Source organism: Shewanella sp. (genome assembly GCF_013214165.1).
GTDB lineage: Bacteria > Pseudomonadota > Gammaproteobacteria > Enterobacterales > Shewanellaceae > Shewanella.
Genome location: NZ_JABSSM010000045.1, coordinates 1 through 26222, shown reverse-complemented (window position 1 = coordinate 26222; position 26222 = coordinate 1). Strand labels below are relative to the sequence as shown.

Annotated in this window: 21 protein-coding genes; 8 read left to right on the top strand and 13 right to left on the bottom strand. The window is 45.4% G+C overall.

Annotation, left to right across the window (positions count from 1 at the left end; translation table 11 throughout):
* Positions 1-52 precede the first annotated feature (52 nt).
* The 8 genes from fabF to yceD form a co-directional block, all read right to left on the bottom strand.
* Positions 53-1291 (bottom strand): beta-ketoacyl-ACP synthase II, encoded by a 1239-nt coding sequence (fabF, locus tag HRU42_RS13475; RefSeq protein ID WP_295031842.1) that lies wholly within the window; start codon positions 1289-1291, stop codon positions 53-55.
* A gap of 170 nt (positions 1292-1461) precedes the next feature.
* Complete coding sequence (gene acpP / locus HRU42_RS13470) at positions 1462-1695, bottom strand: acyl carrier protein (protein ID WP_112353023.1); 234 nt, start codon at positions 1693-1695, stop codon at positions 1462-1464.
* A 269-nt stretch (positions 1696-1964) separates the two neighbouring features.
* Positions 1965-2711, bottom strand: a complete 747-nt coding sequence (gene fabG / locus HRU42_RS13465; protein WP_295031841.1) for a 3-oxoacyl-ACP reductase FabG — start codon at positions 2709-2711, stop codon at positions 1965-1967.
* 9 nt (positions 2712-2720) lie between these two features.
* Complete coding sequence (fabD, locus tag HRU42_RS13460) at positions 2721-3647, bottom strand: ACP S-malonyltransferase (protein ID WP_295031840.1); 927 nt, start codon at positions 3645-3647, stop codon at positions 2721-2723.
* A gap of 72 nt (positions 3648-3719) precedes the next feature.
* A complete protein-coding gene (locus tag HRU42_RS13455; protein ID WP_295031839.1) occupies positions 3720-4679 on the bottom strand; it encodes a beta-ketoacyl-ACP synthase III in 960 nt (319 codons plus the stop codon).
* A gap of 12 nt (positions 4680-4691) precedes the next feature.
* Positions 4692-5720: a phosphate acyltransferase PlsX gene (plsX, locus tag HRU42_RS13450; protein WP_295031838.1), complete on the bottom strand. Its 1029-nt coding sequence runs from the start codon at positions 5718-5720 to the stop codon at positions 4692-4694.
* A gap of 15 nt (positions 5721-5735) precedes the next feature.
* Positions 5736-5906, bottom strand: coding sequence for a 50S ribosomal protein L32 (gene rpmF, locus HRU42_RS13445; RefSeq protein ID WP_005503694.1), 171 nt, complete (start codon positions 5904-5906; stop codon positions 5736-5738).
* Positions 5907-5923: 17 nt separating this feature from the next.
* Positions 5924-6448 (bottom strand): 23S rRNA accumulation protein YceD, encoded by a 525-nt coding sequence (gene yceD / locus HRU42_RS13440; protein ID WP_295031837.1) that lies wholly within the window; start codon positions 6446-6448, stop codon positions 5924-5926.
* Between the two features lie 304 nt (positions 6449-6752).
* On the opposite strand from yceD, the gene HRU42_RS13435 reads away from it, so the two are divergent.
* Positions 6753-7346 carry a nucleoside triphosphate pyrophosphatase gene (locus HRU42_RS13435; RefSeq protein ID WP_295031836.1) on the top strand — a complete coding sequence of 198 codons (594 nt, stop codon included), beginning with the start codon at positions 6753-6755 and terminating at the stop codon, positions 7344-7346.
* A gap of 285 nt (positions 7347-7631) precedes the next feature.
* Here HRU42_RS13435 and HRU42_RS13430 read toward each other — a convergent pair whose 3' ends face one another.
* Together HRU42_RS13430 and rluC are read right to left on the bottom strand one after the other, a co-directional pair.
* Complete coding sequence (locus tag HRU42_RS13430) at positions 7632-8285, bottom strand: HAD-IA family hydrolase (protein WP_295031835.1); 654 nt, start codon at positions 8283-8285, stop codon at positions 7632-7634.
* Complete coding sequence (gene rluC, locus HRU42_RS13425; protein WP_295031850.1) at positions 8282-9241, bottom strand: 23S rRNA pseudouridine(955/2504/2580) synthase RluC; 960 nt, start codon at positions 9239-9241, stop codon at positions 8282-8284. Before rluC ends, HRU42_RS13430 begins: the two co-directional genes overlap by 4 nt.
* 589 nt (positions 9242-9830) lie before the next feature.
* Here rluC and rne point away from each other — a divergent pair.
* Both rne and HRU42_RS13415 read left to right on the top strand, forming a co-directional pair.
* The gene (rne, locus tag HRU42_RS13420; RefSeq protein ID WP_295031834.1) at positions 9831-13034 is read left to right on the top strand and encodes a ribonuclease E; all 3204 of its coding nucleotides are present in this window, start codon (positions 9831-9833) and stop codon (positions 13032-13034) included.
* Between the two features lie 128 nt (positions 13035-13162).
* Positions 13163-14719, top strand: coding sequence for a SulP family inorganic anion transporter (locus HRU42_RS13415; RefSeq protein WP_295031833.1), 1557 nt, complete (start codon positions 13163-13165; stop codon positions 14717-14719).
* A gap of 140 nt (positions 14720-14859) precedes the next feature.
* Here the strand turns inward: HRU42_RS13415 and HRU42_RS13410 are convergent, their stop codons facing one another.
* Entirely contained in the window at positions 14860-15762 is a 903-nt protein-coding gene (locus HRU42_RS13410; RefSeq protein ID WP_295031832.1) for a bifunctional methionine sulfoxide reductase B/A protein, read from the bottom strand.
* A gap of 302 nt (positions 15763-16064) precedes the next feature.
* Between HRU42_RS13410 and HRU42_RS13405 the strand changes: the two genes are divergently transcribed.
* The 5 genes from HRU42_RS13405 (at position 16065) to HRU42_RS13385 (ending at position 24341) form a co-directional block, all read left to right on the top strand.
* On the top strand, positions 16065-16904 hold the full coding sequence (locus HRU42_RS13405) for a 2OG-Fe(II) oxygenase family protein (RefSeq protein WP_295031831.1): 840 nt from the start codon (positions 16065-16067) through the stop codon (positions 16902-16904).
* 109 nt (positions 16905-17013) lie between these two features.
* Positions 17014-17952 carry a ribosome biogenesis GTPase YlqF gene (gene ylqF / locus HRU42_RS13400; RefSeq protein WP_295031830.1) on the top strand — a complete coding sequence of 313 codons (939 nt, stop codon included), beginning with the start codon at positions 17014-17016 and terminating at the stop codon, positions 17950-17952.
* Positions 17953-18882: 930 nt separating this feature from the next.
* Complete coding sequence (locus tag HRU42_RS13395) at positions 18883-21501, top strand: DJ-1/PfpI family protein (protein ID WP_295031829.1); 2619 nt, start codon at positions 18883-18885, stop codon at positions 21499-21501.
* Between the two features lie 126 nt (positions 21502-21627).
* A complete protein-coding gene (locus HRU42_RS13390) occupies positions 21628-23778 on the top strand; it encodes a glycogen-debranching protein (RefSeq protein ID WP_295031828.1) in 2151 nt (716 codons plus the stop codon).
* A 2-nt stretch (positions 23779-23780) separates the two neighbouring features.
* Positions 23781-24341 (top strand): hypothetical protein, encoded by a 561-nt coding sequence (locus tag HRU42_RS13385; protein ID WP_295031827.1) that lies wholly within the window; start codon positions 23781-23783, stop codon positions 24339-24341.
* Between the two features lie 254 nt (positions 24342-24595).
* On the opposite strand, the gene HRU42_RS13380 is transcribed toward HRU42_RS13385, so the two are convergent.
* Both HRU42_RS13380 and HRU42_RS13375 read right to left on the bottom strand, forming a co-directional pair.
* Positions 24596-25201 carry a hypothetical protein gene (locus tag HRU42_RS13380; protein WP_295031826.1) on the bottom strand — a complete coding sequence of 202 codons (606 nt, stop codon included), beginning with the start codon at positions 25199-25201 and terminating at the stop codon, positions 24596-24598.
* Positions 25198-26001: an RHS repeat-associated core domain-containing protein gene (locus HRU42_RS13375; RefSeq protein WP_295031825.1), complete on the bottom strand. Its 804-nt coding sequence runs from the start codon at positions 25999-26001 to the stop codon at positions 25198-25200. Before HRU42_RS13375 ends, HRU42_RS13380 begins: the two co-directional genes overlap by 4 nt.
* Between the last annotated feature and the right edge of the window lie 221 nt (positions 26002-26222).

The window sequence follows — 26222 nt, the reverse complement described above, 5'->3', positions numbered from 1 at the left end:
AAGCGCCAACAGGCGCTTTTAAATACAGTCATTTTACATAGATGGCACAGAACTAGCTTCTCTTGAACAGCAGAGAACCGTTGGTACCGCCAAAGCCAAATGAATTACATAATGCATACTCAAACTTTTGATCTCTGGCAGTATGTGGCACGAAATCGAGATCGCAGCCTTCATCGGGATTATCTAAGTTCAATGTCGGCGGCACGACTTGATCTCGCAGCGCCAACAAGGTGATGATGGCTTCAACTGAACCCGCAGCGCCAAGCAGATGCCCGGTCATAGATTTAGTCGAGCTGACGGTGAGATCGTAAGCATGGGCACCAAATGCAGCCTTAACCGCTGCCGCCTCCGCCCTATCCCCTACTGGGGTCGATGTGCCGTGCGCATTGATATAACCAACCAGTTCTTTGGCTATCTTGGCATCTTTCATGGCGTTAACCATGGCTGCTGCTGCGCCAGAACCGTCGGCTGGCGGTGATGTCATATGAAAAGCATCGCCACTCATACCAAAACCAACCAGCTCACCATATATGGTGGCGCCGCGGGCTTTAGCATGTTCATATTCTTCCATCACCATGATACCGGCGCCGTCACCTATGACGAAGCCGTCTCTGTCTTTATCCCAAGGACGGCTCGCCGCCTGAGGATCATCGTTACGTGTCGACAAGGCTTTAGCAGAAGCGAAGCCGCCGACCCCTAACGGACAAGTGACATCTTCGGCGCCGCCAGCAACCATGATATCTGCATCACCATAGGCGATAGTACGAGCCGCGAAACCTATGTTATGTACACCGGTCGTACAGGCTGTGGTCACGGCAAAGTTTGGCCCTTTCAAGCCATACTTGATCGATAGATGACCCGCTATCATGTTGATGATGGTGCTAGGAACGAAGAAAGGTGAGATCTTACGTGGTCCACCTTTCGTTAAGGCGGCGTGGCCTTGTTCTATGAGTCTCAGTCCGCCCATGCCGGCGCCGATGGCAGTACCGACGCGAGCAGGATCGAGTTTATCCATATCCAATCCTGCATCTTCAACGGCCTGAATGCCCGCGGCCATGCCGTACTGAATAAACAAGTCCATCTTGCGAGCATCTTTCTTCGACAAATAATGCTCAACATCAAAATCTTTGACTGAACCACTGAAACGAGTGGTAAATTCACTCGCATCAAATTTAGTGATTGGGGCGATACCGCTTTGACCCGAAACTAATGCTTTCCAGGATGAATCTACGGTATTGCCTACAGGGCTGACTAAACCAAGACCGGTTACGACTACACGACGTTTAGACACGTTGTCACCTTTTTTACTGAGTTAAATTGGAGTGAAGCATGGATACATGCATCTTATTTTCGTTCTGAACTGCTAGAAAATGAAAGTAGTAGTGATGGGAACACGCGATTTCCAATAGCCAGAAACAAAAACAGGCAGCATAAATGCTGCCTGTTTTCTAGAATTCAGGATTACTGATTCTTTGAAACGTAATCAATCGCTGATTGAACAGTAGTGATTTTTTCAGCTTCTTCATCAGGGATCTCGGTGTCAAACTCTTCTTCCAGAGCCATAACCAACTCAACCGTGTCCAGAGAATCTGCACCCAGGTCGTCAACGAAAGATGCAGCAGACTTAACGTCCTCTTCTTTAACACCTAGTTGCTCAATAATGATTTTCTTTACACGTTCTTCGATGTTGCTCATTAGTTTTCTTTCCTATTAAATTACGCACTTGCGCAAGATTGCGAGTAGTTTATTCAATTTGGCTAGCAATGCAAGCTTAACTTCTGTGGTCTAACCACGAAAGTATGCATATCTTGACACCGATCATCAATAGCTAGCTGAAAAAACGGCCAATACTCTATAAAATTTACACTATCACACTGTGACAGCAGATTCCTGAAATTCAGTGTTCTTGTATAAGACCTATTAAGTGCACAAGTTACTGTACATTTTAATCAGTCTCAACAGCCTTAGGCCATGTACATGCCACCATTCACATGGAGAGTCTCACCTGTGATATAAGCAGCAGAGTCAGATGCTAAGAAAAGCACGGCATTCGCTATCTCTTGTGCTTGTCCCAGTCGCGCCATAGGTACCTGCGACATGATACCTTGTTGCTGCTCTTCAGTCAGCTCATCGGTCATATCAGTCTGGATAAATCCAGGAGCAATAGCATTCACTGTTATTTGACGAGATGCAACCTCCTTGGCAAGAGATTTTGTAAATCCAAGTAACCCGGCTTTGGCAGCGCAATAGTTTGTTTGACCTGGATTGCCCATGGAGCCAACGACAGAGCCGATATTGATGATACGGCCATGACGTTTTTTCATCATGGAGCGCATCACGGCTTTAGACGTTCTGAATACCGAAGTCAGGTTAGTATCTATGATGTCACCCCACTCATCTTCCTTCATACGCATCAGCAGGTTGTCGCGGGTAATACCGGCATTATTGACCAGAATATTGACGTCGCCAACTTTCTCTTTGATGGTAGAAAATAATTCAGCAACTGAATCCTTGTCCGTGACATCGAGCACCAGACCAAAACCATTGTCACCCAGGTACTCCTGAATTGCCGCAGCACCACGTTCGCTGGTCGCGGTACCGATAACGGTGGCCCCTGCAGATACTAAGGTTTCAGCGACGGCGCGGCCGATACCACGACTCGCGCCTGTCACTAAGGCGATTTTTCCAGATAAATCTATTGTTACGCTCATTACAATCTCCTATTCGGTCAATGCTGCAAGGGATGCCACATCGTTGACCACTTTCGCAGTTAGCGAACGATCGATTCGTTTCGCTAAACCGGTTAATACTTTGCCGGGTCCCATTTCAAACAAACTTGTCACTCCTTGCTCCGAGATGGCTTTCACCGTTTCGGACCAGAGTACGGGACAATAAAGCTGACGGACCAAGGCATCCTTGATCTCTGCAGCAGACTCAGGGCTTGCTACATCGACATTATTAATGACGGTTATTTGTGGTGTTTTAAACTCTATGCTCTCAAGCGCTACGGCTAATTTTTCAGCTGCTGGACGCATCAATTCGCAATGTGACGGCACACTGACAGGCAGTGCAACCACCATCTTAGCCCCCGCCTCCTTACATAAGGCTGCGGCGCGTTCAACCGCGGCCTTACTGCCGGCGATGACGACCTGACCCGGGCTGTTATAATTGACCGGACTGACGATGGCACCTTCGGCCCCATCTTCACACGCCTTGGCGATGGCGTCATTATCCAGGCCGATAATAGCAAACATGGCACCTGTGCCCGTTGGCACCGCTTGCTGCATGAGCTGCCCACGAAGTTCGACCAGCTTTACCGCATCGATAAAGTCGATCACGCCGGCGCACACCAGGGCCGAATATTCACCTAAACTGTGACCCGCCATGATCTTTGGCAGAGTCTTACCACTGGCCTGATAAACACGCCAAATAGCCACACTTGCACTCAAGAGTGCAGGCTGGGTCTTATCCGTTTCATTAAGGGTTTCAACCGGGCCTTGCTGCACCAGATCCCACAGATCATAGCCTAATGCATCACTTGCCTGAGAAAAAGTTTGCGCGATGATATCGTGCTCGCCAGCAAGTTCGGCCAACATGCCAACGGCCTGAGAACCTTGACCTGGAAAGACGAAAGCGGAATTTTCCATAATATTTACCTATGACAATTCATAAAACATCTCAATGTTTAATACAGGCTTTACCCGCCTGTTTAAACAAGATTAAAAACGCACCAGTGCACTGCCCCACGCAAAGCCGGCGCCAAAAGCTTCGAGCAAGATAAGCTGACCACGCTCAATTCGACCGTCACGGACGGCTTCATCTAACGCGATAGGTACTGACGCTGCAGACGTATTACCATGCTTGGCTAAGGTCAATACCACTTTATCCAAACTCATATCAAGCTTCTTTGCCGTGGCCTTGATGATCCTAAAATTTGCCTGATGAGGAACCAGCCAGTCAATTTCAGACTTATCTATCTGATTAATCCTTAAGGTTTCTGTGACTACATGAGCAAGCTTGGTCACTGCGACCTTGAAAACATCATTGCCTTTCATGGTCATATAACCCATGGCCGCAGAAGATTCTCCTGGACGAGGCGGGAAAGCGCATTTAAGCAGATCGCCTTGACGGCCATCGGCATAGATATGGGTTGAAATAATACCCGGCTCGGTCGAAGCACCAATCACGGCGGCCCCTGCACCATCACCAAATAAGATGATAGTGCTGCGGTCATCGGGCTCACACAGACGTGATAACACGTCTGAGCCTATGACTAGAACGTTTTTGGCCGCACCGGTTTTAACAAATTGATCGGCAATAGAAAGCGCATAAACGAAGCCTGAGCATGCGGCGGCAATATCGAATGCAGGAATAGTATGCACACCCAACATAGCCTGGATTTCACAGGCTGCTGCGGGAAAGGCGTTACTCGCACTCGTCGTACCACACACGATCATATCGAGTTCAGAAGCGTCTAACCCAGCCATTTCCAGGGCTTTAAGCGCAGCTTGATAGCCCATGGTAGACACAGTCTCGTCTGGGGCGGCGATTCTACGCTCTGAAATACCTGTACGTTCAACAATCCACTGATCTGTGGTTTCAACCATCTTTTCTAGATCAGAATTGCTACGCACCTGCTCTGGCAGATAACTACCAGTTCCAAGAATTTTTGTATGCATATTAAGGAGTTATCAGCTATTAATGTCTAAGAGAATCGACTCTAGACGTTGTTCAATCATCTGAGGGAGTCGACGTTGTGCCTCGGTCACTGCCAGATTAATCGCTTGTAAATAAGCAGATTCATCAGCACTTCCATGACTTTTTACTACAATTCCGCGCAATCCTATCAAACTTGCACCATTGTAGTGGTCGGGGTTCATCTGATTTAGCACAGAATTGATACGAGGCGAGATTAATTTGGCCATTAATCGAACAAAAAAGCCTTGTTTCAGGCCTTTTTCTAATTGGTCTACCAGTAACCTGGCAATACCTTCTGACGTTTTTAAGGTGATATTGCCGACGAAACCATCGCAAACGATGACATCGACATTGCCCGAAAAGAGGTCATTACCTTCGATAAAGCCGACATAATTGAGCTGAGGACTCTGCTGTAAAAGTTGGCCGGCCTGCTGCACCTGATCATTACCCTTGCTCTCTTCGATACCAACATTGAGTAAAGCCACCTTAGGTGAAGGATTTTTATCTACGGCTTCGCATAATACCGAGCCCATTACAGCAAACTGAAACAAGGTTTCCGAGCAGCATGAGACATTGGCGCCAAGATCGAGTAAATAAACTGGGGTCTTATTCACGGCAGGAAGACAACTCACCAGCGCCGGTCTGTCGATGCCAGGTAGCGTCTTTAGCAGCACTTTAGACATGGCCATCAGGGCGCCAGTATTTCCCGCACTCAAACAGGCATCAGCCTGGCCATCACGAACCAGTTCTATGGCTAATCTCATCGAGCTTTTTTTACGATTTCTCAGTGCATGAACGGGCCTGTCTGACATGCTCACGACTTCGGTCGTATGCAAGATCTCTATTCGCGATCGAACACTCTGCTCAGCTTGAGAAAGATAAGGTGTGATTTCGGCTTCATTACCGACGAGGATAATACGAAGAAAGGAAGATAAACGCAGCGCCTGCAGGGTTGCAGGCACTGTGATGTGGGGGCCATGATCGCCCCCCATCGCATCTAACGCGAGCGTCAGATTAGTCATTTAGTTAGCAACAAATTACTTGTTGATAACCTTCTGACCACGGTAAAAACCATCCGCAGTCACGTTGTGACGTAGGTGTAATTCACCACTCGTTGAGTCAATTGATAATTGAGGAGTGCTCAATGAATCATGTGAACGGCGCATTCCGCGCTTTGAACGAGATTTTTTGTTCTTTTGTACAGCCATTTGACCTGTCTCCTAGGTTACTTGCTCTTCAGTTTTTCTAACACTGCAAACGGATTTGGACGCTCCTCTTGAGAAGGTTCAATCTCGCCTACTACTATATCTTGATCTCCCTTACCGCAACTTTCGCTGACATGCATCGGGATTAAAGGCATAGCGACTATCAATTCATCTTCAATCAATTGATGCAGACGAACCTCGCCTATTTCGTTACTCTCAATAGGGTCATACGCATCCGGGAGCTCATCGATTTCGGCTTCATTCCCGCAGGGACTGAAACTAAAGTCGACCGTAACCTCTGTGGTAAATAGTGTCATGCAGCGTTGACATATCAGAGTGAGCTCCGTCACAGCCTTCCCGTTAAGGTAGACTATCCCCTGTAAATCTTCACCACACTGTAACGACACTGTCACATCGGAACAGTCGCCGGCACTTAACTCATTCAACCGTTTTAATTGCTTACCCGGGATCAGGCCTTCAAAAGAAAGCTGACTCGAGGCCGCACGTATTGGATCGATTGAAACCGGTATCTTTACTGTTTGCATAAGGCGCGCATACTATAGTTTGAAATCCTCAGAGTCAAAGGAAATTTCCCATCTTAATTAAGAACAGGGAAATCATCGACTCGTTTTAACTCTGAAAACAAAAATTGATGGATTAGAAATTTTACCCAAGCTAGCCCATTTACTCAAGTGTTTCATGGTTAAAATAGCAACGTTCGCACTCATTTTAGTGAAGAAACTATCAAAGTGGATGTAACCTGGACAATAACAAGGCTAAACTGCGCGGCATAATCGCTGAAACGGATTTAAGTGAAACCATCTTCTGCTCCTCGAGGACATCAATATCATGTCGATACCCATCATCTTAGCGTCAACGTCTCAATACCGAAAACAGATCTTAGCCAAGCTCGACTTGCCCTTCTCCTGCTGTGATCCACGAGTCGATGAGAGCCACTTAGCCGATGAGTCGCCTGTCGACCTGGTGATCAGGTTAGCTGAAGCTAAGGCACAAGCTGGTGCGCTGCAATACCCTCAAGGCCTAGTCATTGGCTCAGATCAAGTCGCGGTCATCGATGGTAAGATAATAGGCAAGCCTTTAAACCACGAGACCGCGGTGAAACAGCTGACGGCTTCATCGGGTAAAGTCATCACCTTTTACACAGGTATTTCACTGCACAACATAGCTACGAGTCATAGCGATAGCCGGTGTGAAACCTTCAAGGTGCATTTTAGGCATTTAGCTCCACAGCAGATCGAATATTACCTAACGAGAGAGCAGCCATACTACTGTGCAGGTAGTTTCAAATGTGAAGGCCTGGGCATCGCCCTGTTTGAGCGCTTAGAAGGAAAAGATCCCAACACCTTAATCGGGCTACCCTTGATCACACTCACCGAGATGCTTGTCAGGCAAGGCTACGACGTTTTACGTGCAAAATCATAAGATAACGTATTAGACAGACGGCAAGTACATTAGAGTTGCTCGCCAAAATTAGAGGCGATGAGTTAACACTGGACTATGGCGCTAGCAAGGAAAAGTACAACAACCCGTTAGAGCCGCCTTGTAAAGACTTGTTGAGTAATGTGGGAATGACGATTGGCGTCGAGGACCATCACCAGACAATCACCAAACAATCAGAAGAATCAATGACTCCGTGATTTCGCCTCATAAATAGCGGAGTCGTCTGCTAACAGCCTCCAGGAGGCTGTTAGCAGGCTTTAATTTAACTCACGAAGAGGTCAGGTATTGGAGTAATTCCATCGGTGAGCCGATCACCGCCTTAGGCTTGGCTTGGCGCAATTTTTCTTTATCGTGGGCACCATAATCGACACCTATAGCATCAATCCCGGCATTATTGGCCATTTTCAGATCTAGGATGGAATCACCAATCATCACAGCCTTATCCGGTGAGACATCGAGTTCATTCAATAACTGCAATATCATCTCTGGGCTAGGCTTACTGGCGGCTTCGTCAGCACATCGACTCGCCACAAAATATCCACCAAGCTCAGTCGCGCTTAACACGCGGTCGAGTCCAGCCCTGGCTTTCCCCGTGGCCACGGCCAATTTATAGCCTCGCCCATTGAGTGTAGTCAGTAAGTCTTCGACCCCCTCAAACAAGGGGCTCGGCGTCTGATTGAGCGTTAGGTATTGTTGGCGATAAACCTGTTTCATTTCGGCGACTAACTCGGCGCTGGCAGCGGGATGCAAGACACCGAGTGCTTCATCCATAGATAAGCCGATGATATCGCGTACCGCTTGCTCCGTTGGCATAGACATATTCAAGGTCAAAGCAGACTCCTGCATACAAGAAACGATCTTACCGACTGAGTCCATCAGGGTGCCATCCCAGTCAAAGATCACCAGTTCATACTGTTTCATGCTTTCACCAACTTATCTAAGGTTTCTGTCAATACTGGATCCAGTGGCGCCTGGACTGTCATGACCTCCTCTGTACTAGGATGAATAAATCTGAGTTGGGCCGCATGTAGGAATAAACGATTCAAGCCTTGGACGCGCATAGCATCATCGAATTTTTGCTCACTGTATTTATCATCACAGGCGATGGGATGGCCTGCATACTGACAATGCACGCGAATTTGATGGGTTCTCCCGGTCACCGGACTGGCTTGAACGAGCGTCGCCCCTTGATAGCGTTGTAGGATCTTGAAACGAGTCTCACACTCCTTGCCTTCCTGATTAACCCGGACAATTCGCTCACCTGATTTCAGGGTTAACTTGAGTAACGGCGCTTTAATCACCTTATCACGCGCTTGCCAGGTGCCTTTGACTAAGGCCTGGTAATCCTTTTGCATCTTTTTAAATCTGAGTTGATCATGCAGATGTCGTAAGGCACTGCGTTTCTTGGCGATCAACAACACCCCAGATGTATCTTTATCGAGACGATGCACCAACTCAAGAAACTTCTGTGTCGGTCTCAAGGCGCGCATGGCTTCGATGACTCCAAAATCGACACCACTACCACCATGGACCGCGATGCCTGAAGGTTTATTGAGCACTATGATCGATTTATCTTCGAAGACGATCCGATCTTCCAGTTGCGACACCTTAGTTAATTTGGCAGAAGGTCCCGGACGCTCAGATTTGTCAGACACTCTTACCGGTGGGATGCGCACAATATCCCCATCCTGTAACTTGTACTCTGGCTTGATGCGCTTCTTGTTTACCCTGACCTCCCCCTTACGCACGATCCGATAGATCATACTCTTAGGAACACCTTTTAATTTGGTCATTAAATAATTATCAATTCTCTGCCCAAGATGATCTTCATCGATTGTGACTAATTGAACTTGTGGTCTAGGTGCTTCGGTATTCATGGCGGGCCTTATCTGCATCAGTGAGCGCATTGTACATCAAGTAATAAGAATTTTATGCCTTTCCATTTGCTGAATTTATTGATTGTTGCTATATTTCATCGGCGGTTGGGGATAATCAGTGAATAAAGTGTTCACAAAACCCCCAGCCCTTACGCAAGAAGCAGAGACTAAAATAATTTTCCACCTGTCGTAAATAGCTAATTTGCAAGTCGTTTTATTAATATAATACCGAAAATGTATGTTAACGACTAAACGGATAGGAAAACCCACATTACAAGGTGGTTTCTCTAAGAAATGCGGCCCAAATTCGAAGATTAATTTTAACTTATCATCAAACGATCTCAATTCGATTTTGGCATTACCGGAAAGAACCGAATAATTTATGGGGTTAGTTGTCGTTTTACAACGAATTCCTTGTTTTTGTAGATATTAAAAAATAAGCCATAAATGGATGCGACACGCAGAGATTGCGTCTAACAGAGATGCGCACCTTGCCTAGACACCAGCCGTGAGGCTCTATTATGTGTCTGGCCCGTAATGCAACGAAAATAATCGTTTGGTGACCTCATTTTAGAAGAAAAACGTCATCATGAAACGGATGTTAATTAATGCGACTCAATCTGAAGAGTTGCGCGTAGCCCTAGTTGATGGGCAACAGCTATATGATCTAGATATTGAAAGTCCAGGTCACGAGCAAAAGAAAGCCAATATCTACAAGGGTAAAATCACCCGTGTAGAGCCCTCTCTCGAAGCGGCATTTGTCGATTATGGAGCAGATCGTCATGGATTCCTGCCCCTCAAAGAGATCGCCAGAGAATACTTCCCTAAAGGTTACTCTTTCCAAGGTCGCCCCAATATTAAAGAGGTGATTAGAGAGGGCCAAGAGGTCATCATTCAAATTGATAAAGAGGAGCGTGGCAATAAAGGCGCCGCACTCACGACCTTTATCAGTTTAGCGGGTTCATACCTGGTATTAATGCCAAATAACCCTCGCGCCGGTGGTATCTCTCGCCGTATCGAAGGTGATGAACGCACTGAGCTAAAGGCGGCCTTGTCTGAATTAGACATCCCTAATGGTATGGGATTAATTGTACGCACAGCCGGTGTTGGTAAAGACTCTGCAGAACTTGCATGGGATCTAAAAGTACTGGAGCATCATTGGACAGCGATAAAAGAAGCGTCTGTTGGTCGTCCCGCGCCTTTCCTCATTCACCAAGAAAGTAACGTCATCGTTCGTGCGATTCGTGACTACTTGCGTCGTGATGTGGGTGAAGTACTTATCGACCATCCTCGCATCTTCGAAGAAGCGAAACTGCATGTTGCTCTGGTACGCCCGGATTTCGCAGACAGAATCAAACACTATGATGCTGAAGTGCCTCTGTTCACTCATTTCCAAATTGAGACGCAGATCGAATCGGCATTCCAACGTGAAGTGCGTTTACCCTCTGGCGGATCGATCGTTATCGACCCCACTGAGGCATTAACGTCAATCGATATCAACTCAGCCCGCGCCACTAAGGGCAGTGATATCGAAGAGACGGCATTAAACACCAACCTTGAAGCTGCTGATGAAATTGCCCGTCAATTACGTCTTCGCGACTTGGGCGGGCTGGTGGTTATCGACTTTATTGATATGACTCCCGTACGTCATCAGCGTGAAGTTGAGAACAGAATGCGTGATGCCGTTCATTTAGATAGAGCCCGTGTTCAGCTCGGACGCATCTCTCGCTTCGGTCTGATGGAGATGTCACGACAACGCCTTAGACCTTCTCTGGAAGAGTCTGCTGCACATGTATGTCCTCGTTGTCACGGCCAAGGCACCATTCGTGGCACAGAGTCATTAGCACTGTCAATTCTTCGTCTGATGGAAGAGGAAGCGATAAAAGAGAATACCTCTCAAATCGAAGCCGTTGTGCCAGTCGATGTCGCCGCTTTCCTACTCAATGAGAAACGCAAAGCCATTCGCATCACTGAGCAACGTCATGATGTAGAAGTCTATGTGATCCCAGATCCAAATATGTCTACGCCAGATTACCGAGTCTCACGTCATCGCAAGGACGATCAGATAAGCGAGGCCAGTTATAAACTGCTAGAGCAGCCTGTATCCAATTTGTATGAGCCCCGTAAGCTTGAGCGAGTCACGGTTACTCAGCCAGCGCTAAAAGGATTCACAGCCCCAGTAAAAGCACCTGAACCTAAAGCCAAGGCAGCAGCAGCGCCTAAGACGACTGAAGAGCCAGGCCTAATCGCTAAGCTTTTCGCCGCGATTGCTGGACTGTTCAAAGCCGAACCTAAGGCCGAAGAGCCTAAGAAGCAAAGCGAATCAAGCAGCCAAAACCGTAACAATCGCCGCCCCGCTCGCAAGAATGATTCACGCCGTAACGACACTCGTCGTAGTCGTGATGATAAGGAGCAATCAGGCGATAAGAATGAGCGTAGTTCACGTCCCAGCCGTAATAAGCGTGCTGATTCAAATGAAGAGCGCCCAAGCAGAGATAGAGGCGAGCAAGGCAAGCGTCAATCTCGTCAAGACAGCAAGCCGACTCGAACTCGTCAACCAGCAGATGTGACCGAGACTGCTGATGCGACTGATGCGACTGATGCGACTGATGCGATTGATGTGACTCCTAAACAGGAAGTTGCCAGAGAGCGTCGTCAACGTAGAAATATGCGTAGGAAAGTGCGTATAGAAACTGAAAAGTCACAGAAACTTGATGAGCAACACACAGAAGTCGTTGCTGCTGAAGTGGTTGTAGAAACGGCTCAGGTTGCGGTTAAAGAAGACAAGCAGGCTCGTCCTAAGCGTCAGCCTCGTAAGCCTAAGACGGATAGTAAAGCTAAGGATGACGTTCAAGTTACCAATGAGACCGACACAGTCGAACTTGATACTAAAACGCCTGAGACTCAGCAAGACAACAAACTTGATGCTGTTTCTCAAGATAACGTGACAGTTGCAACCGGCTCAGTCGAAGCCAGTGCCGCAGAGACTAGCGCCGTTGATGCTACCGATGATAAGCCACGTGAAGGTCAGCGTCGCAGTCGTCGCAGCCCACGCCATCTTCGCGCAGCGGGTCAACGTCGTCGTCGTGATGAAGATGACGGTGAGACGAATGCGGATGCGGATGCAACTCCAGTTTTCGTTCCTAATGAAACTGAAGTTGAATTTCAAGCTAATCAAGTAGCGGCATCTACAACTGAGGCGCCGGTTACCACACCGACTAAGCCAGTTCAAGCTGAGGCTCCTGTTCAAGCTGAGGCTCCAGCGAAGGTCGAAGTGAAAGCTGAAGTTCAATCGGTAGCGGCGGCTAAGCCTGTAGCACCAGTTCAAGCTGAAGCTCCAGTGAAGGTAGAAGCTGAAGCTCAATCGGCAGCGCCGGCTAAGCCTGCGGCTCCAGTGAAAGTTGAAGCTAAAGCGGCAGCGCCAACCAAGCCTGAAGCGCCAGTTCAAGCTGAGACTCCAGTGAAAGTCGAAGCTAAAGTGGCAGCTCAATCGGCAACGGCAGCGCCGGCTAAGCCTGCGGCTCCGGTTGCAGCCAAGGTAGCATCAACTCCGAGTAAACCTGCAGCACCAGTGAAAGCTGAAGCGGAAACTCCGGCGAAGACTCTAGCTAAGCCTAGAGGTGCTAGTCGCTTTGGCACTATGGTGAGCTCAGACATGATCGCACCAGTGGTAGAGACACGAGACAACGTAGAGGTTCCAAAAGGGCGTCAATACGAAGCATCTGACTCTTCACCAGCCGATGCTAAACCTAAAACGGCAAACTCAGCTAATTCGGACATGGCCAGACCATAAACGATAATTAGTCGATAAAAGAAAAGCCATGCCTTCGAGCATGGCTTTTTATTCTCTTAAGTCGGAATGTTTGTTAGTATTCGCGACCGAAATTCAATCTGAAACAACTCAATTACAACAGAGGCTAAATGTTCGATCTTATTCGTCACAAAACTGCCAGTCATAGGGCCGACCTATTATCTGGCTTAACCGTCGCACTCGCACTGGTCCCTGAAGCTGTCGCATTTGCTTTTGTCGCCGGTGTGGATCCTATGGTTGGCCTCTACGCCGCTTTCATCATGGGTCTGATCACCGCACTCATAGGTGGACGTCCGGGCATGATCTCAGGTGCTACCGGTGCTATGGCCGTCGTCATGGTCGCCTTGGTCGCCGAGCACGGAGTAGCCTACCTCTTCGCCGCTGTAGTATTAGCCGGTATGATCCAGGTCTCGTTCGGCCTGCTTAAACTAGGTAAATTTATCCGCATCGTGCCCTATCCTGTGATGATAGGTTTCGTCAATGGCTTAGCCATCGTCATCTTCTTAGCCCAACTGGGCCAGTTTCAATCGCCAGATATTAATGGTGTTATGGCTTGGTTGCCCCAAGATCAGCTGGTGCTCATGATTGGCCTAGTGGCGCTCACCATGAGCATCATACATTTCTTGCCTAAGCTGACCACAGCCATCCCCTCCTCTCTCGTGGCTATCGTCACAGTGACCCTGTTGGTGGTTTTCTTAGAGCTAGATACCCGCACAGTGTTAGATTTCTTAAAATCCATGAGTGGTGATGAGAATGCGACCATAGCCGGCAGCTTACCTAGTTTCTCTATCCCAGCTGTGGCGTTCAATCTAGAGACCCTGTATATCATACTGCCCTACTCTCTCATTCTTGCCGCCGTCGGCTTGATCGAGTCTCTGCTGACACTCACGGTGATCGATGAGATGACCAACACCCGCGGTAAAGGTAACAAAGAATGTATCGGCCAAGGTGTGGGTAACATCACCAGTGGCTTCTTCGGCGCCATGGGTGGTTGTGCCATGATTGGTCAATCTATGATCAACATCAACTCAGGTGGACGCGGTCGCCTATCGGGTGTGACTGCGGCCCTGACGCTGCTTGGTTTCATCCTGTTCGGTTCGGCTATGATAGAGATTATCCCATTGTCGGCTCTAGTCGGTGTGATGTTTATGGTTGTGCTGGGTACCTTCGAATGGGCCAGTTTTAAGGTGATGCGTAAAGTCCCTAAACACGATGCCTTCGTCATCATCTTGGTGACTGTTGTCACTGTGTTTACCGACTTGGCATTCGCCGTGTTCGTCGGTGTCATAGTCTCGGCTCTTGTCTTTGCCTGGGAGCACGCCAAGCACATCAATGTTGAGATAAGTGAAGATGCTAATGGTTGGAAAGTTTATAAACTTAACGGTCCTCTGTTCTTCGGTTCTGTGGCTGATTTCTTAGAGCTATTCCACAACAATACCGATCCTGATGACGTGATAGTCGATTTCCAAAATTCACGCGTATGTGATCACTCGGCACTGGATGCCATAGACACGCTGGCGGATAGATATGTGGCTTCGGGTAAGAAATTACACCTGCGTCACTTGAGCAATGACTGTAAGCAGTTACTGCATAAAGCCGGCGATCTGGTCGAAGTGAACTTCATCGAAGATCCTAGCTACAAGATAGGCGATAATAAGCTGGATTAATCTTGCTAGACCAGTCTGAACTCCAGACATAAAAAAGGCGAGCTTAGCTCGCCTTTTTTTATGTCTAATACCATTCCGAGTAAGTATCTGGTCAGTTCAACGGGAGTTAACCATGCTATAGGCAAGTAATGAAATGGGTATCACTTCAATTTGTCAGCAAAGGCGGCCCTAAACTTCTCGACCTTAGGCCTCACAACCAACTGGCAATAAGCTTGCTCACGGTTTTTATCGAAATAGTCCTTATGATCATCCTCAGCACCATAGAAGGCATTAAAAGCGACAATCTCGGTGACAATCGGCTTAGACCAGACTTCAGCCTGTGTTAGCTCTACTATCATCTGTTCAGCCAGCTTGCTTTGCGCTTCATCATGAGCGAAGACTACGGAGCGATATTGTGGACCCACATCATGACCTTGTTGATTCAAGGTGGTCGGATCATGACCCTGCCAAAACACGCAGAGCAATTCCTTATAACTGATGATGCTTGGGTCAAACTCAATATGGACGACTTCTGCATGGGCTGTCATACCCGAGCACACGGCTTGATAATGTGCGCTCGCCTCATCACCGCCGCAATATCCTGACTGAACAGAGATAACCCCTAGCAGTTGGGTGAACATGGCTTCGAAGCACCAGAAACATCCCCCCCCAAGCGTGGCAAACTGATACTTGTTTGGCTCAACCGTTGCCCCATTAGCCTTAAATACCATAGAAACGGAATTAACACAGTGACGAATATTTTTCTCGGTTAAATACTCCCCTTCAAACACATGGCCCAGATGGGCATCACACTGGGCGCAGACAATTTCGACTCTTTGACCATCGGCATCGACAACTCGTTTGACCGCCCCTTGGATCTCTTCATCGAAGGCGGGCCAGCCACAATGGGCGTTAAACTTATGCTCAGATAGATACAGGGGCGCTTCACAACGTTTGCACGCATAACTTCCCTGGGCATCGTGCAGGTGATACTCCCCACTAAAAGGCCGTTCGGTGCCCTTTTCTTCAATCACATGTCGTTCAAAATCGGTGAGTTCACGCATACTTGTTACTCTTAATTCGTGGTGTAGATTAGACCTGAATTCCTTATCTTCTCTTTCAAATATACACGACGCAAGACAAACCGTTATTTATTGTCTAGTTAGCCAATTTTTGTAAAACTATTTTTATCTTAGCTGTTCTCACATATGCCATTATTTTACAGCTATTATTTCCAACACGCTTCAGTGCTTATCTCTTCATAAAACAATAATGAGGTGATATTCATCGCACTTAATTGCCCCTGAGCCTTAGCCTAGATAAACTAACCTTGGGTTTATCAATTATAAGAAATGAGCAGACAGAGATGAAATTAGAAACAATCGATTATCGAGCCGCCGATAGTGCAGCAAAGTTCGTCCAATCATTGAGAGATACAGGTTTTGGCGTACTGGCTAATCATCCAATCGATAAGGCCTTAGTAGAAAAAATTTACCTTGAATGGCAAGCCTTCTTCAACAGTGAAGACAAGCATGATTTTCTGTTTAATCCTGAAACCCAAGATGGCTTCTTTCCTGCAGAAGTATCAGAAACGGCTAAAGGTCACACGGTTAAAGATATCAAGGAGTATTTCCACGTCTATCCTTGGGGACGTATTCCTCAATCCTTACAAGAGAATATCTTAGCTTATTATCAAGCTGCAAATAAACTTGCCGAAGAGTTACTGCAGTGGATAGAAGAGCATTCACCCGCAGATGTTGCGGTAAATTACTCCATTGCCTTACCCAAGATGATCGAAGGCAGTCATAAAACCTTGCTACGCATATTACATTACCCGGGAATGACAGGTGAAGAAGAAGTCGGTGCTATCCGCGCCGCGGCTCATGAAGACATTAATCTGATCACACTACTTCCAGCGGCGAATGAACCGGGTCTGCAGGTGAAAGGCCAAGACGGCGAATGGATTGACGTGCCTTGCGATTTCGGCAACTTGATCATCAATATCGGCGACATGTTGCAAGAAGCGTCCGGCGGTTACTTCCCATCGACCACCCACAGAGTGATCAATCCAGTGGGTACAGATATGTCTAAGCCTAGGGTATCCTTGCCATTATTCTTGCATCCTAATCCTGAGGTTGTACTCTCTAGCCGTTACACGGCGGACAGTTATCTTATGGAGCGATTGAGAGAATTAGGGGTGATCTAATCACTCATCCAGTGACTTCTCATAAAAAAGCGCCTTCAGGCGCTTTTTTAGTGAAATTTTCCCCTAACAAGGTAAAATCCCCACATCAAAACTAATACAGAGCAATAAAATGGCTATTCAGTGGTATCCCGGACATATGCATAAAGCACGTAAAGAGATCGAAGAGGTCATGCCTCAGGTCGATCTTGTGATCGAGGTGCTCGATGCGAGGATCCCATACAGCAGTGAGAATCCTGTTATTTCGACACTTCGTGGAGACAAGCCCTGTATTAAGCTACTAAACAAGTCAGACTTGGCCGATCCTGAAGTCACCCAAAGATGGATAGAGTATCTAGAGCGAGAGCAAGGCGTTAAAGCCATGGCTATCACCACTTTGCAAGCGGCTCAAGTGAAAAAAATCCCCGATCTCTGCCGTAAATTTGTCCCAAATCGGGATAAACTCGAAAAAGATATTCGAACCATGATCATGGGGATCCCCAATGTGGGTAAGTCCACCATCATCAATACGCTCGCAGGCCGCATGATCGCCAAGACGGGTAATGAACCCGCAGTGACTAAGGTGCAGCAGCGTATCAACTTAAGAAATGGCATCGTCTTGTCTGATACCCCCGGTATTCTCTGGCCGAAAGTCGACAATGAAAAGAGCAGTTATCGCCTGGCCATCACAGGTGCGATTAAAGATACCGCCATGGAATATGAAGATGTCGCCATGTTTGCTGCCGAGTACTTTTTAAAGGCCTACCCGGAAGCGATTGCCGAGCGTTATAAACTCAACGAGCTACCCGAAACCGACATCGAGTTATTAGAAGCCATAGGCCGTAAGAGAGGCGCGCTGCGCCCAGGTGGACGTATCGACTTGCACAAGGTATCGGAATTAGTCCTGCATGAATTCCGTTCAGGAAAAATGGGCCAACTGTCATTAGAAACCCCTGAAATGGCGGAGATAGAAAAAGCAGAAGTCGCGCTGGTCATGGCAGAGAAGGCCGTTAAGGAAGAGAAAAAGAAAGAAAAGGAAAGACTCAAGCAGGCTGGAAAGCGCCATAGATAATTCCAACGCTATAAAATAAATAAGGGAGCCCTCGGCTCCCTTATTTATGTCTGCTATTCGCTAAGTCGCTTCTTTAAACCCAACTTAATGCGCACCTCACTCAGCAACTAAAAATGGTTCAGGAAAACTGATCACAGATCCTTCCAGTGGAGTCTGCTGTAATCGCAGATGCCGAAAAGGCAATAAGACATAAGGGTAACGCCAAGTGTGCGGTTTTTTCATAATGCTCCATATACATTATGAGTAAATCGACAAAAAATAACTAATAATAACTAATACAAACCAACTAATAATAACTAACCAGCTAATACAAACTAACGAATATTAACTAGAGTAATAAAAATGATACGCCGTTAATATTTATTACACTTAACACATTATCATTAGATGACTGGCTTGATTGTTTTAACGTCCATCTAGCTGGTCTGCTGCAACATATCTTCTATTCCGTTGAAATTAAAACACAATATAACAAAAAGATAACTTCATTGATGATGAACTCTAGGGTAAACATAGATTTTTATAATGGCTATCGAGTCTAGGCTAAGCTATTCGTGAGCCAAATATCATCATTAAAATACGACTTCCCCTCTAGATAATCACTCTCTGTGTTTAAAATATATACTTGATAAAATGAACAATGCTGCTTAACCTGTCTATACATTTTCTATCCGGCATTCAGTAGCTATTAAACCAATTGTTGTCATACAGCTTCCGTATAATAACGGGTCTAGAACAAATAAATCTAGGTTGATGTTTAAGGTGTTAGCTTTAATTATAAATGTCGACTTTAGTTACCAAAATCTAGCTTTATAGAAAATGTAGCTGATGGTTATAATAAATACTGTGTAATAGTGGCTTCTTGGTGGCTTATCTAATGGTATCTGTTGCTGTTTTCCAATTCATTAATTTATCAAGGATATGAGTATTATGAATTTTTTTACACAATCAACAAGCTTAATGGGAACGGTAAAGTCGGTTGATAGCGCAGCACTCAGCTTTACTTTACAAACCCGCTCAGGGGATATTTTCACTGTCACGGTCAATACTAATGTCACATTTTCAGTATTGAAGAATATTGATGGGGTCAACTTAGATCGTTTTAGCAGTCCTGCGGGCTATACCGGCGATACACAAAGTAATATCACTAAATATCTCCAAGTCGATAGCCTGATTGCGCTAAATTGTATTGCTATGTTAAATGGTGATAAACATCAGTTTGATGCCAGAGAAATTTACATTTTACAAGGTGAAGATAAAGAATTCATATTTGAGCAGCCTCACTGGTGGTTACGTCAAATAGCTAGTTTTTCAGATACCTGGCTGCATGATATTTTTGGTAACGAGCAAACATTTGATTTCTCAAAATATCAAACCAACATAGGCATCACAGGTATGCCAGAAAAATCAAACACCGTGCAGGAATGTGCAACGCTATCACGGTTGATTTATGGCCTGTCTTCAGCTTATTTAATGACAGGTAATGATCGTTATCGTAAAGCGGCTGCATCAGGAATAGAATATCAAAGAGAAAATTTCAGATATATCACCCATGATGGTAAACATGTCATGTGGGCATCGGCAAAAGATCAGGGTAAATTAATTCTCGCCTCACTCAATGGTGATGATGTTGGTGCGATCCCCTGTTATGAGCAAATTTATGCACTCGCGGGCCTTGCACAGTATTACCGTATTACACAAAATCAAGAAGCACTCGATGATATTCGCATGACAGTTGACATGTTTAATGACTTCTACTATGACAAAGAATATAAAGGTTACTTCTCACATCTAGATCCAGCCACGTTAACCTGTGATACCGACCACCTTGGTGATAATAAACTTAAAAAGAACTGGAACTCTATTGGTGATCATATTCCAGCTTACCTGGTCAATGTATTACTGGCATTAGACCCTTTGCCTATTTGTGATAACCAAAATAAATATGTTGAAATGCGTGATACGTTAAAAGCCATGTTATTTGAATGTACCGATCTGATCGTAACTAAGTTTGAAGATCCGGATCCAAGCATTCCTTATGTTAACGAAAGATTTCATCAAGACTGGACACCAGATCAAGAATATCGCTGGCAGCAAGATCGTGCCATCTGTGGTCACAACCTTAAAATATCCTGGAATCTGACCCGGGTGGCTAATTACTACGATACTATCGGTAAAGACAGCAAACCGCTTATGAGTATGGCTAAGCGTTTGGCCGATCATCTAGCCGTACTGGGTATAGATCAGATCCGTGGCGGTGTATTTGATGCCGTCGAGCGTCAGCCTAAGAATGATATGTGGGTTGATTTTGCCTGGATGAATACCAAAGATTTCTGGCAGCAGGAACAAGCATTATTGGCCTATCTTGTCACTTATGGTTATACCAAAGACGAAAACTATTTATCATTAGCCAGAGAAATGAGTGCATTCTGGAATCTGTATTATCTGGATCATGATAACTCAGGTTTCTTCTTTCGCGTATCTGAAAGCGGTCAGCCGGTGATTGTCGGCAGTAATGGCGATAAAGGCGGACATGCAATTTCAGGCTATCATGCCTTTGAATTAAACTATCTTGCTCATATTTACTCAAGTAATTTTGTATCACAAAGATCAACTTGCCTGCACTTCAAGCCAGAAAATAACGGCATCAGATCGATCAATGTGTTGCCTGATTTCATGGGGCCAAAATCGGTGATCATTACCGGTATCACGATAAATGGCCTTGAAAAAACCATTGCAGATCCATTTAACTACCAGATCTCACTCACTGATGATGAATTAGGCGGTGATATTATTATCGAGTTAACGCCTATGATTTCACAAAAGCCGACTCCATCTAATCAAGAGATCGAAGCATATACCCAGTCACTGCTTCAGCCTATCAGTGATAACATCCCTGAGTATGCTGATACCGTCGGGGTAAACCGCAAGGGTAAGATCGCCGTAGTCATTGAAAATCATTTTGATTTTACTGAACTGGAGCGTTTTTCACAGTTTTACCCAGAAGCGGGTTATCAAGTTGAATTTGTTTCTCACCTTTGGGGACAAGATGCCATTACTTTTTATTCTAACCCCACAGATGAAGGTGTGGTTCAGAGTAAAATTTCAGTCACACATGAAATTGAAAATATTAACCCTGCGGATTACAAGGCCGTTATTCTGATCGGTGCTTATGCGATGGACAGATTAAGATACCAGACTGAAGTCTTCGCTGGTAAAGAAAACGACGCCCCGGCACTCGATTTCCTCAGAATGTCTATTCTTACGGGTAATGTCAAAATTGGCACCATCTGCCATAGCTTATGGCTGTATTGTGCCGACCCATCTCTATTAAAAGACAAGAAAGTCACCTGTGCCAGTAACATTATTTGTGATGTTGAGAATGCCGGAGGCTTAGTACAATACATAGAGGAGGCAGACGGAACTCGTACAGTAGCAGAAGTCTTTATTGATGGAAATTTAATCACCGGCAGACATCCGGGGGTGATTGACGTGTTTATGCAAACCTTATTGGAAGAAATTGAAGCGATGGAAGTGGCGACAGTCTGATCCGGGCTGAGCTGGGATCTCATCTCTGGGGTCCTAACTTAAATCAGATCATAACGTTTTCATCTCGTCTCCTGGTGTAGATCATCACCAGGGGGCGGCACTCACGTATTTCATCAGGATATTGTCATGTATATCGAAAAAAAAGAACTATTTGAACGAGCAGAACCGAGTGAGTTTATGTCTTTAGACGAGCAATCACTGCTTAAATCTGCTATTTCTGAGCAGGATATCAATCAGGGTAAACCTAACCCCTTGGGTGTATTCTGGCACCATGACTCCAGCAGCTACAATTTTGCAGTTTACTCTAAAACAGCAAGTAAAATTACCCTTCTTTTTTACACTGCAGACGAGTTAACCCAACCAGCCAAAAGTATTACATTAGATTATTTGCAACATAAGACCCACGATACCTGGCATTGTCGGGTGGATGAGAATGCATTAGACGGCATTCAATATTATGCTTATTCCATGGAGGGGCCTATCGAGGGCCGGGGTGATGTGAGCCAGGCATTCCAAAAAGATAAAATATTATTAGACCCCTATACAAAAGCCGTCCACTTCCCGGCTGACTTCGATGCTGAAGCAGCCTGTTTACCCGGTTCTAATGCAGGTAAAGCCCCATTAGGTTTATTGAATAAGACAGCAGCCTGCGGTATTAAAGCCCTACCTTATCAACGCCACCATCGCCATGAACTGATCATTTATGAGATGCATGTGAAAGGATTCACCCGCAATGCTAACTCGGGTATTAAGCAGAGTAAGCTAGGGACTTATGCCGGTGTCATCGATAAAATCGATCACCTGAAAAAATTGGGCATCACAGCAGTTGAGCTGATGCCGATCTATCAGCGTGAACCTAATGCCAGCGACTACTGGGGCTATAATCCACTTAACTTTTTCTCACCAGAAGGGGCATATGCCGAATCTAAGTCAGCATGCGGTCAACATCAAGAATTTAAAGCCATGGTTCAGGCACTGCACGATGCCGATATTGATGTCATTCTTGATGTGGTATACAACCATACCTGTGAAGGAAACCACAAGGGCCCGACCTACAGCTATAAAGGCATAGATAATTCCAGCTATTATATATTATCTAAAAATTCAGCTGAGCCCTATATGAATTTTTCAGGAACGGGAAATACATTCAATAGTGAAGCCTCATCGGTGCGCCGAGTGATCCTCGATAGCCTGCGATATTGGGTAACAGAGATGGGCGTGGATGGTTTCCGTTTCGATTTAGCGTCAATATTTTCACGCACCAGTGATGGTTCGATAGATCCGCACCGCCCAGCATTATTTGATCAGATTGCCGCCGATCCCGTTTTATCAAGCGTTCACCTGATCGGTGAACCTTGGGACATGGGAAGCTATCAACTGGGGCAAGCCTTCCCCGGTGTTCGCTGGTCGCAGTGGAATGGCCGTTATCGTGATAGTATGCAAAAATTTATCCGTAGTGATCCCAATTTAGTGGCCACTATGATGAGTAACATTTACGGTAGCTGTGATCTGTTCCCTGATTCATTAGCCCTGGCTTATCGTCCCTTCCAGAGTATTAACTATTTTAGCTCCCATGATGGTTTTTCACTCTACGATCAAGTGTCTTATGACCATAAACGTAACTGGGCTAATGGTGAAGACAATAATGACGGCTCAAACCCCTACAGCTGGAATTGTGGTGCAGCCGAGAATGACGGTGATGACAATATTACACCTGAAATAGAGGCCTTAAGATCACAACAGGCCAGAAACTTTATCACGTTATTGATGCTATCAAATGGCGCACCTATGTTCAGAATGGGTGATGAGTTTCTACACACTCAGGGTGGCAATAACAACCCCTATAATCAAGATAATGACACCAGCTGGTTAGACTGGAACCGGGCTAAAACCCATGCCTCTATGACGCAATTTTTTAGCAAATTGATACAATTCCGTAAAGAAAATGTCAGTATCGGTCGCCCGGGATTCTGGCGGGAAGATATTCAATGGTTTGGGGTTAACAGTCTTGATGTTGATCTGTCTTATGACTCACATAGTTTTGCTTATCATCTCAGTGGCAAGGGGGTTGGCGGTAAAAATTTGTATGTCATGATCAATACTTATTGGGAACCACTTAACTTTACGGTGCAGATAGAAAATAAAGCATGGATCAGAGTGATTGATACCAGTTTAAGCGTTGCACAATCGATCAGACTCAAGGGCCCAAATATTAAGCTTAAAAATGCCCAATATCTGGTCAAACCCCGTTCAGTCGTGGTCTTAATGGAGAAATAATAATGACCAAAACACGTACTAATTATTATCAGGATTTATCTGCCGATTATTCCACGCCCGTGCGAGTTTCTGCTGCAGTGGCACAGCAAATGATCGATGCAGCCGAGCTGTTTTTAACAGTAAAACAAGACGAATTACCTCAAATTGATGATCAGTATTCGCTCGAACAAATAGAAGCTGAAAACAAGGCATGGTGGCCAACTCACTGTGAGGCATTACGTCAATCACGAGATGAAATATTAAGTGCTGAGTACCATAAGAACCTGGTTTACTTCTGTCAGGACGGGCCTTTTTATGGCCTAGAAGAGCAAAAAAACCGAGAGCAACAATGGTGGGCATTACTGGCACAACCCGGCGTCACTATGAGCTGGCCAATCGTCATGTTTCATGGTGAATATGTCTGGTTTGAGTGGGCATGTATCGATGATCATACTCATGAAACAACCGCTAAAGGCAGTGTGGCTTGGATCCGACGGGGTCATCGCGGCGGATGCCACTGGAAAGGCGAGCAACTGACGTTTTACCGTGATGTATTTGCGCCGGACAACTTATTAACCCCATAAAGACATCATATCTTTCATCGACGTCAGTGCTGTACCGCTGGCGTTTTATTCTCCGTTTTATTCTGTGAATCCCTTGAGTAGCAAATAAAAGAAGTTATCACAAAGACAATGGTGAACAAAAATACCTTATTAATCAATACACTAAGACATTCCATTGATTTTACAAGGGCGCTCATATTGCCGACTGGCATACCGATGAGCGATAAATAAAGAGTAATTACACAATTATGTTTACATCCTCAAGTGCTGTCACGCTATACTCCCGTAAGCTCACGGTTGTTATTGTCGATGTACCGACCTTTGATTTCATTAACCCAACAGATGGTCTTGGCCGAGTCTACATCAGCTAGATAGTCATCAAACATTTTAAAAATAACCTCTTTTCCTCCAAGAGAATCGGAAAAATCCCATAAAAACTCTACCGAGCCTGCAAGTAGGACAGAATCATCTATATGTAAAAACCACTCTAGACTGCTATCAAATACGAAAAACTGACTTGTGTGATAGTCTATAAAGGATTCATAGTTTTCAACATCTTCCCAATCAAACAGTAACTCGACTACAGTTCTTAGCATTGGTTCACTTTTCTCATCCAACTCGCGATAAGCCCAAGCAACATAAAAATATTTACTCTTCGATACACTTTCTTTTGCTTTTTTTAAAGCAAAAAACTTATCTATATTTATCCATGAGTTTGCATTTATCTCAGGTTCTTCAGTTTCACGCCATATCACAGCCGATAAACCTTCTTTTAAAGAAAATTTTGGGAATGGATATAATTCCTCGTTGTAGAGTTCATTTCTGATTTTATCTAGTAAAGGCTCAATCAGATGAACCTTCGTTGCATCCAAAATGTTCATGACTTATCCTCAAGATATCGAATTGTAGTTTGAGTCCGTTTACCACTTTCATTCTTAATTTTTATTGACTCAGTGCCTTTTTTCACATCAGTACCTTTACCAGACTTTCCAGAACTACCATGTTTATCAACAGTTCTTCCATCTGGGGTTTTACCTACTTTTGTTCCATTTTCATAGGTCTTAACATCACTTCCTTTAGTGAGGGTTTTGAAGTCTTTATTCGCGTCTTTGCTTCCATTTGTAGATGCATGGTTACCTTTTTTCCCTGTAGATTGCTTATTTTTCAAGACTGTCTGAATACGTTTATTCGATTTATAGACTTTATAAGCCTTATGAGCAACTTTTGCGACAGCAATTATTACTGGAACAACAGGTAGTTTTCCATCAGGGTCTACGTATTTGTAAGGATTATTATTCCCATAAGCATACCGATTAAAGCTGTGCACATCCCTAAACCCAACCGGATCATTCGAGTAAAACCGTCCTATCAGCGGATCATAGTACCTGGCCTGCATATAGGTCAAACCCAGATCTTCATCTTGCAGATGCCCGGTAAAGCCTAGACCCGCCTTCTCACCGCCGAGGCGTTTACCAAAGGGCTCATACACACTGCGACTGATCACATAGCCTGACTCATCGGTTTCCATAACTGGCGTACCCAGCATATCGGTATGCTGATAACGCACCGTCTGACCTTGGTTCGCTTGTATTGGCGGCAACAAGGTCGCCACGCATATGACTAACCCTATAAGTAAATATTCTGGCTGTCTTCGTTGTTGCTTAAAACGAAAAGAGTCCATCAACATCAAACTAAGAGACAAACGCGACACAAAAAATAAAGTCCCAAAATAATATGATAATAATTCGGGAATATATACCAAATGTTGTTAGATATTATGATAAACAATCTGGCTCATCGTACGATAAAATCTTGGCTAGCTACAGTCAATCTAGATTAGAGTCTTGGAGCAACCCCTCATCAAACCAAACATCTACATACTCGCCAGCAATAAGAAAGCGC

Bases quoted from the DNA above. Each gene is read 5' to 3' on its own strand.
- acpP (WP_112353023.1), bottom strand. From the start codon at position 1,695: ATGAGCAACATCGAAGAACGTGTAAAGAAAATCATTATTGAGCAACTA.
- fabG (WP_295031841.1), bottom strand. From the start codon at position 2,711: ATGAGCGTAACAATAGATTTATCTGGAAAAATCGCCTTAGTGACAGGC.
- fabD (WP_295031840.1), bottom strand. From the start codon at position 3,647: ATGGAAAATTCCGCTTTCGTCTTTCCAGGTCAAGGTTCTCAGGCCGTT.
- HRU42_RS13455 (WP_295031839.1), bottom strand. From the start codon at position 4,679: ATGCATACAAAAATTCTTGGAACTGGTAGTTATCTGCCAGAGCAGGTG.
- plsX (WP_295031838.1), bottom strand. From the start codon at position 5,720: ATGACTAATCTGACGCTCGCGTTAGATGCGATGGGGGGCGATCATGGC.
- rpmF (WP_005503694.1), bottom strand. From the start codon at position 5,906: ATGGCTGTACAAAAGAACAAAAAATCTCGTTCAAAGCGCGGAATGCGC.
- yceD (WP_295031837.1), bottom strand. From the start codon at position 6,448: ATGCAAACAGTAAAGATACCGGTTTCAATCGATCCAATACGTGCGGCC.
- HRU42_RS13435 (WP_295031836.1), top strand. From the start codon at position 6,753: ATGTCGATACCCATCATCTTAGCGTCAACGTCTCAATACCGAAAACAG.
- HRU42_RS13430 (WP_295031835.1), bottom strand. From the start codon at position 8,285: ATGAAACAGTATGAACTGGTGATCTTTGACTGGGATGGCACCCTGATG.
- rluC (WP_295031850.1), bottom strand. From the start codon at position 9,241: ATGAATACCGAAGCACCTAGACCACAAGTTCAATTAGTCACAATCGAT.
- rne (WP_295031834.1), top strand. From the start codon at position 9,831: ATGAAACGGATGTTAATTAATGCGACTCAATCTGAAGAGTTGCGCGTA.
- HRU42_RS13415 (WP_295031833.1), top strand. From the start codon at position 13,163: ATGTTCGATCTTATTCGTCACAAAACTGCCAGTCATAGGGCCGACCTA.
- HRU42_RS13410 (WP_295031832.1), bottom strand. From the start codon at position 15,762: ATGCGTGAACTCACCGATTTTGAACGACATGTGATTGAAGAAAAGGGC.
- HRU42_RS13405 (WP_295031831.1), top strand. From the start codon at position 16,065: ATGAAATTAGAAACAATCGATTATCGAGCCGCCGATAGTGCAGCAAAG.
- ylqF (WP_295031830.1), top strand. From the start codon at position 17,014: ATGGCTATTCAGTGGTATCCCGGACATATGCATAAAGCACGTAAAGAG.
- HRU42_RS13395 (WP_295031829.1), top strand. From the start codon at position 18,883: ATGAATTTTTTTACACAATCAACAAGCTTAATGGGAACGGTAAAGTCG.
- HRU42_RS13390 (WP_295031828.1), top strand. From the start codon at position 21,628: ATGTATATCGAAAAAAAAGAACTATTTGAACGAGCAGAACCGAGTGAG.
- HRU42_RS13385 (WP_295031827.1), top strand. From the start codon at position 23,781: ATGACCAAAACACGTACTAATTATTATCAGGATTTATCTGCCGATTAT.
- HRU42_RS13380 (WP_295031826.1), bottom strand. From the start codon at position 25,201: ATGAACATTTTGGATGCAACGAAGGTTCATCTGATTGAGCCTTTACTA.
- HRU42_RS13375 (WP_295031825.1), bottom strand. From the start codon at position 26,001: ATGGACTCTTTTCGTTTTAAGCAACAACGAAGACAGCCAGAATATTTA.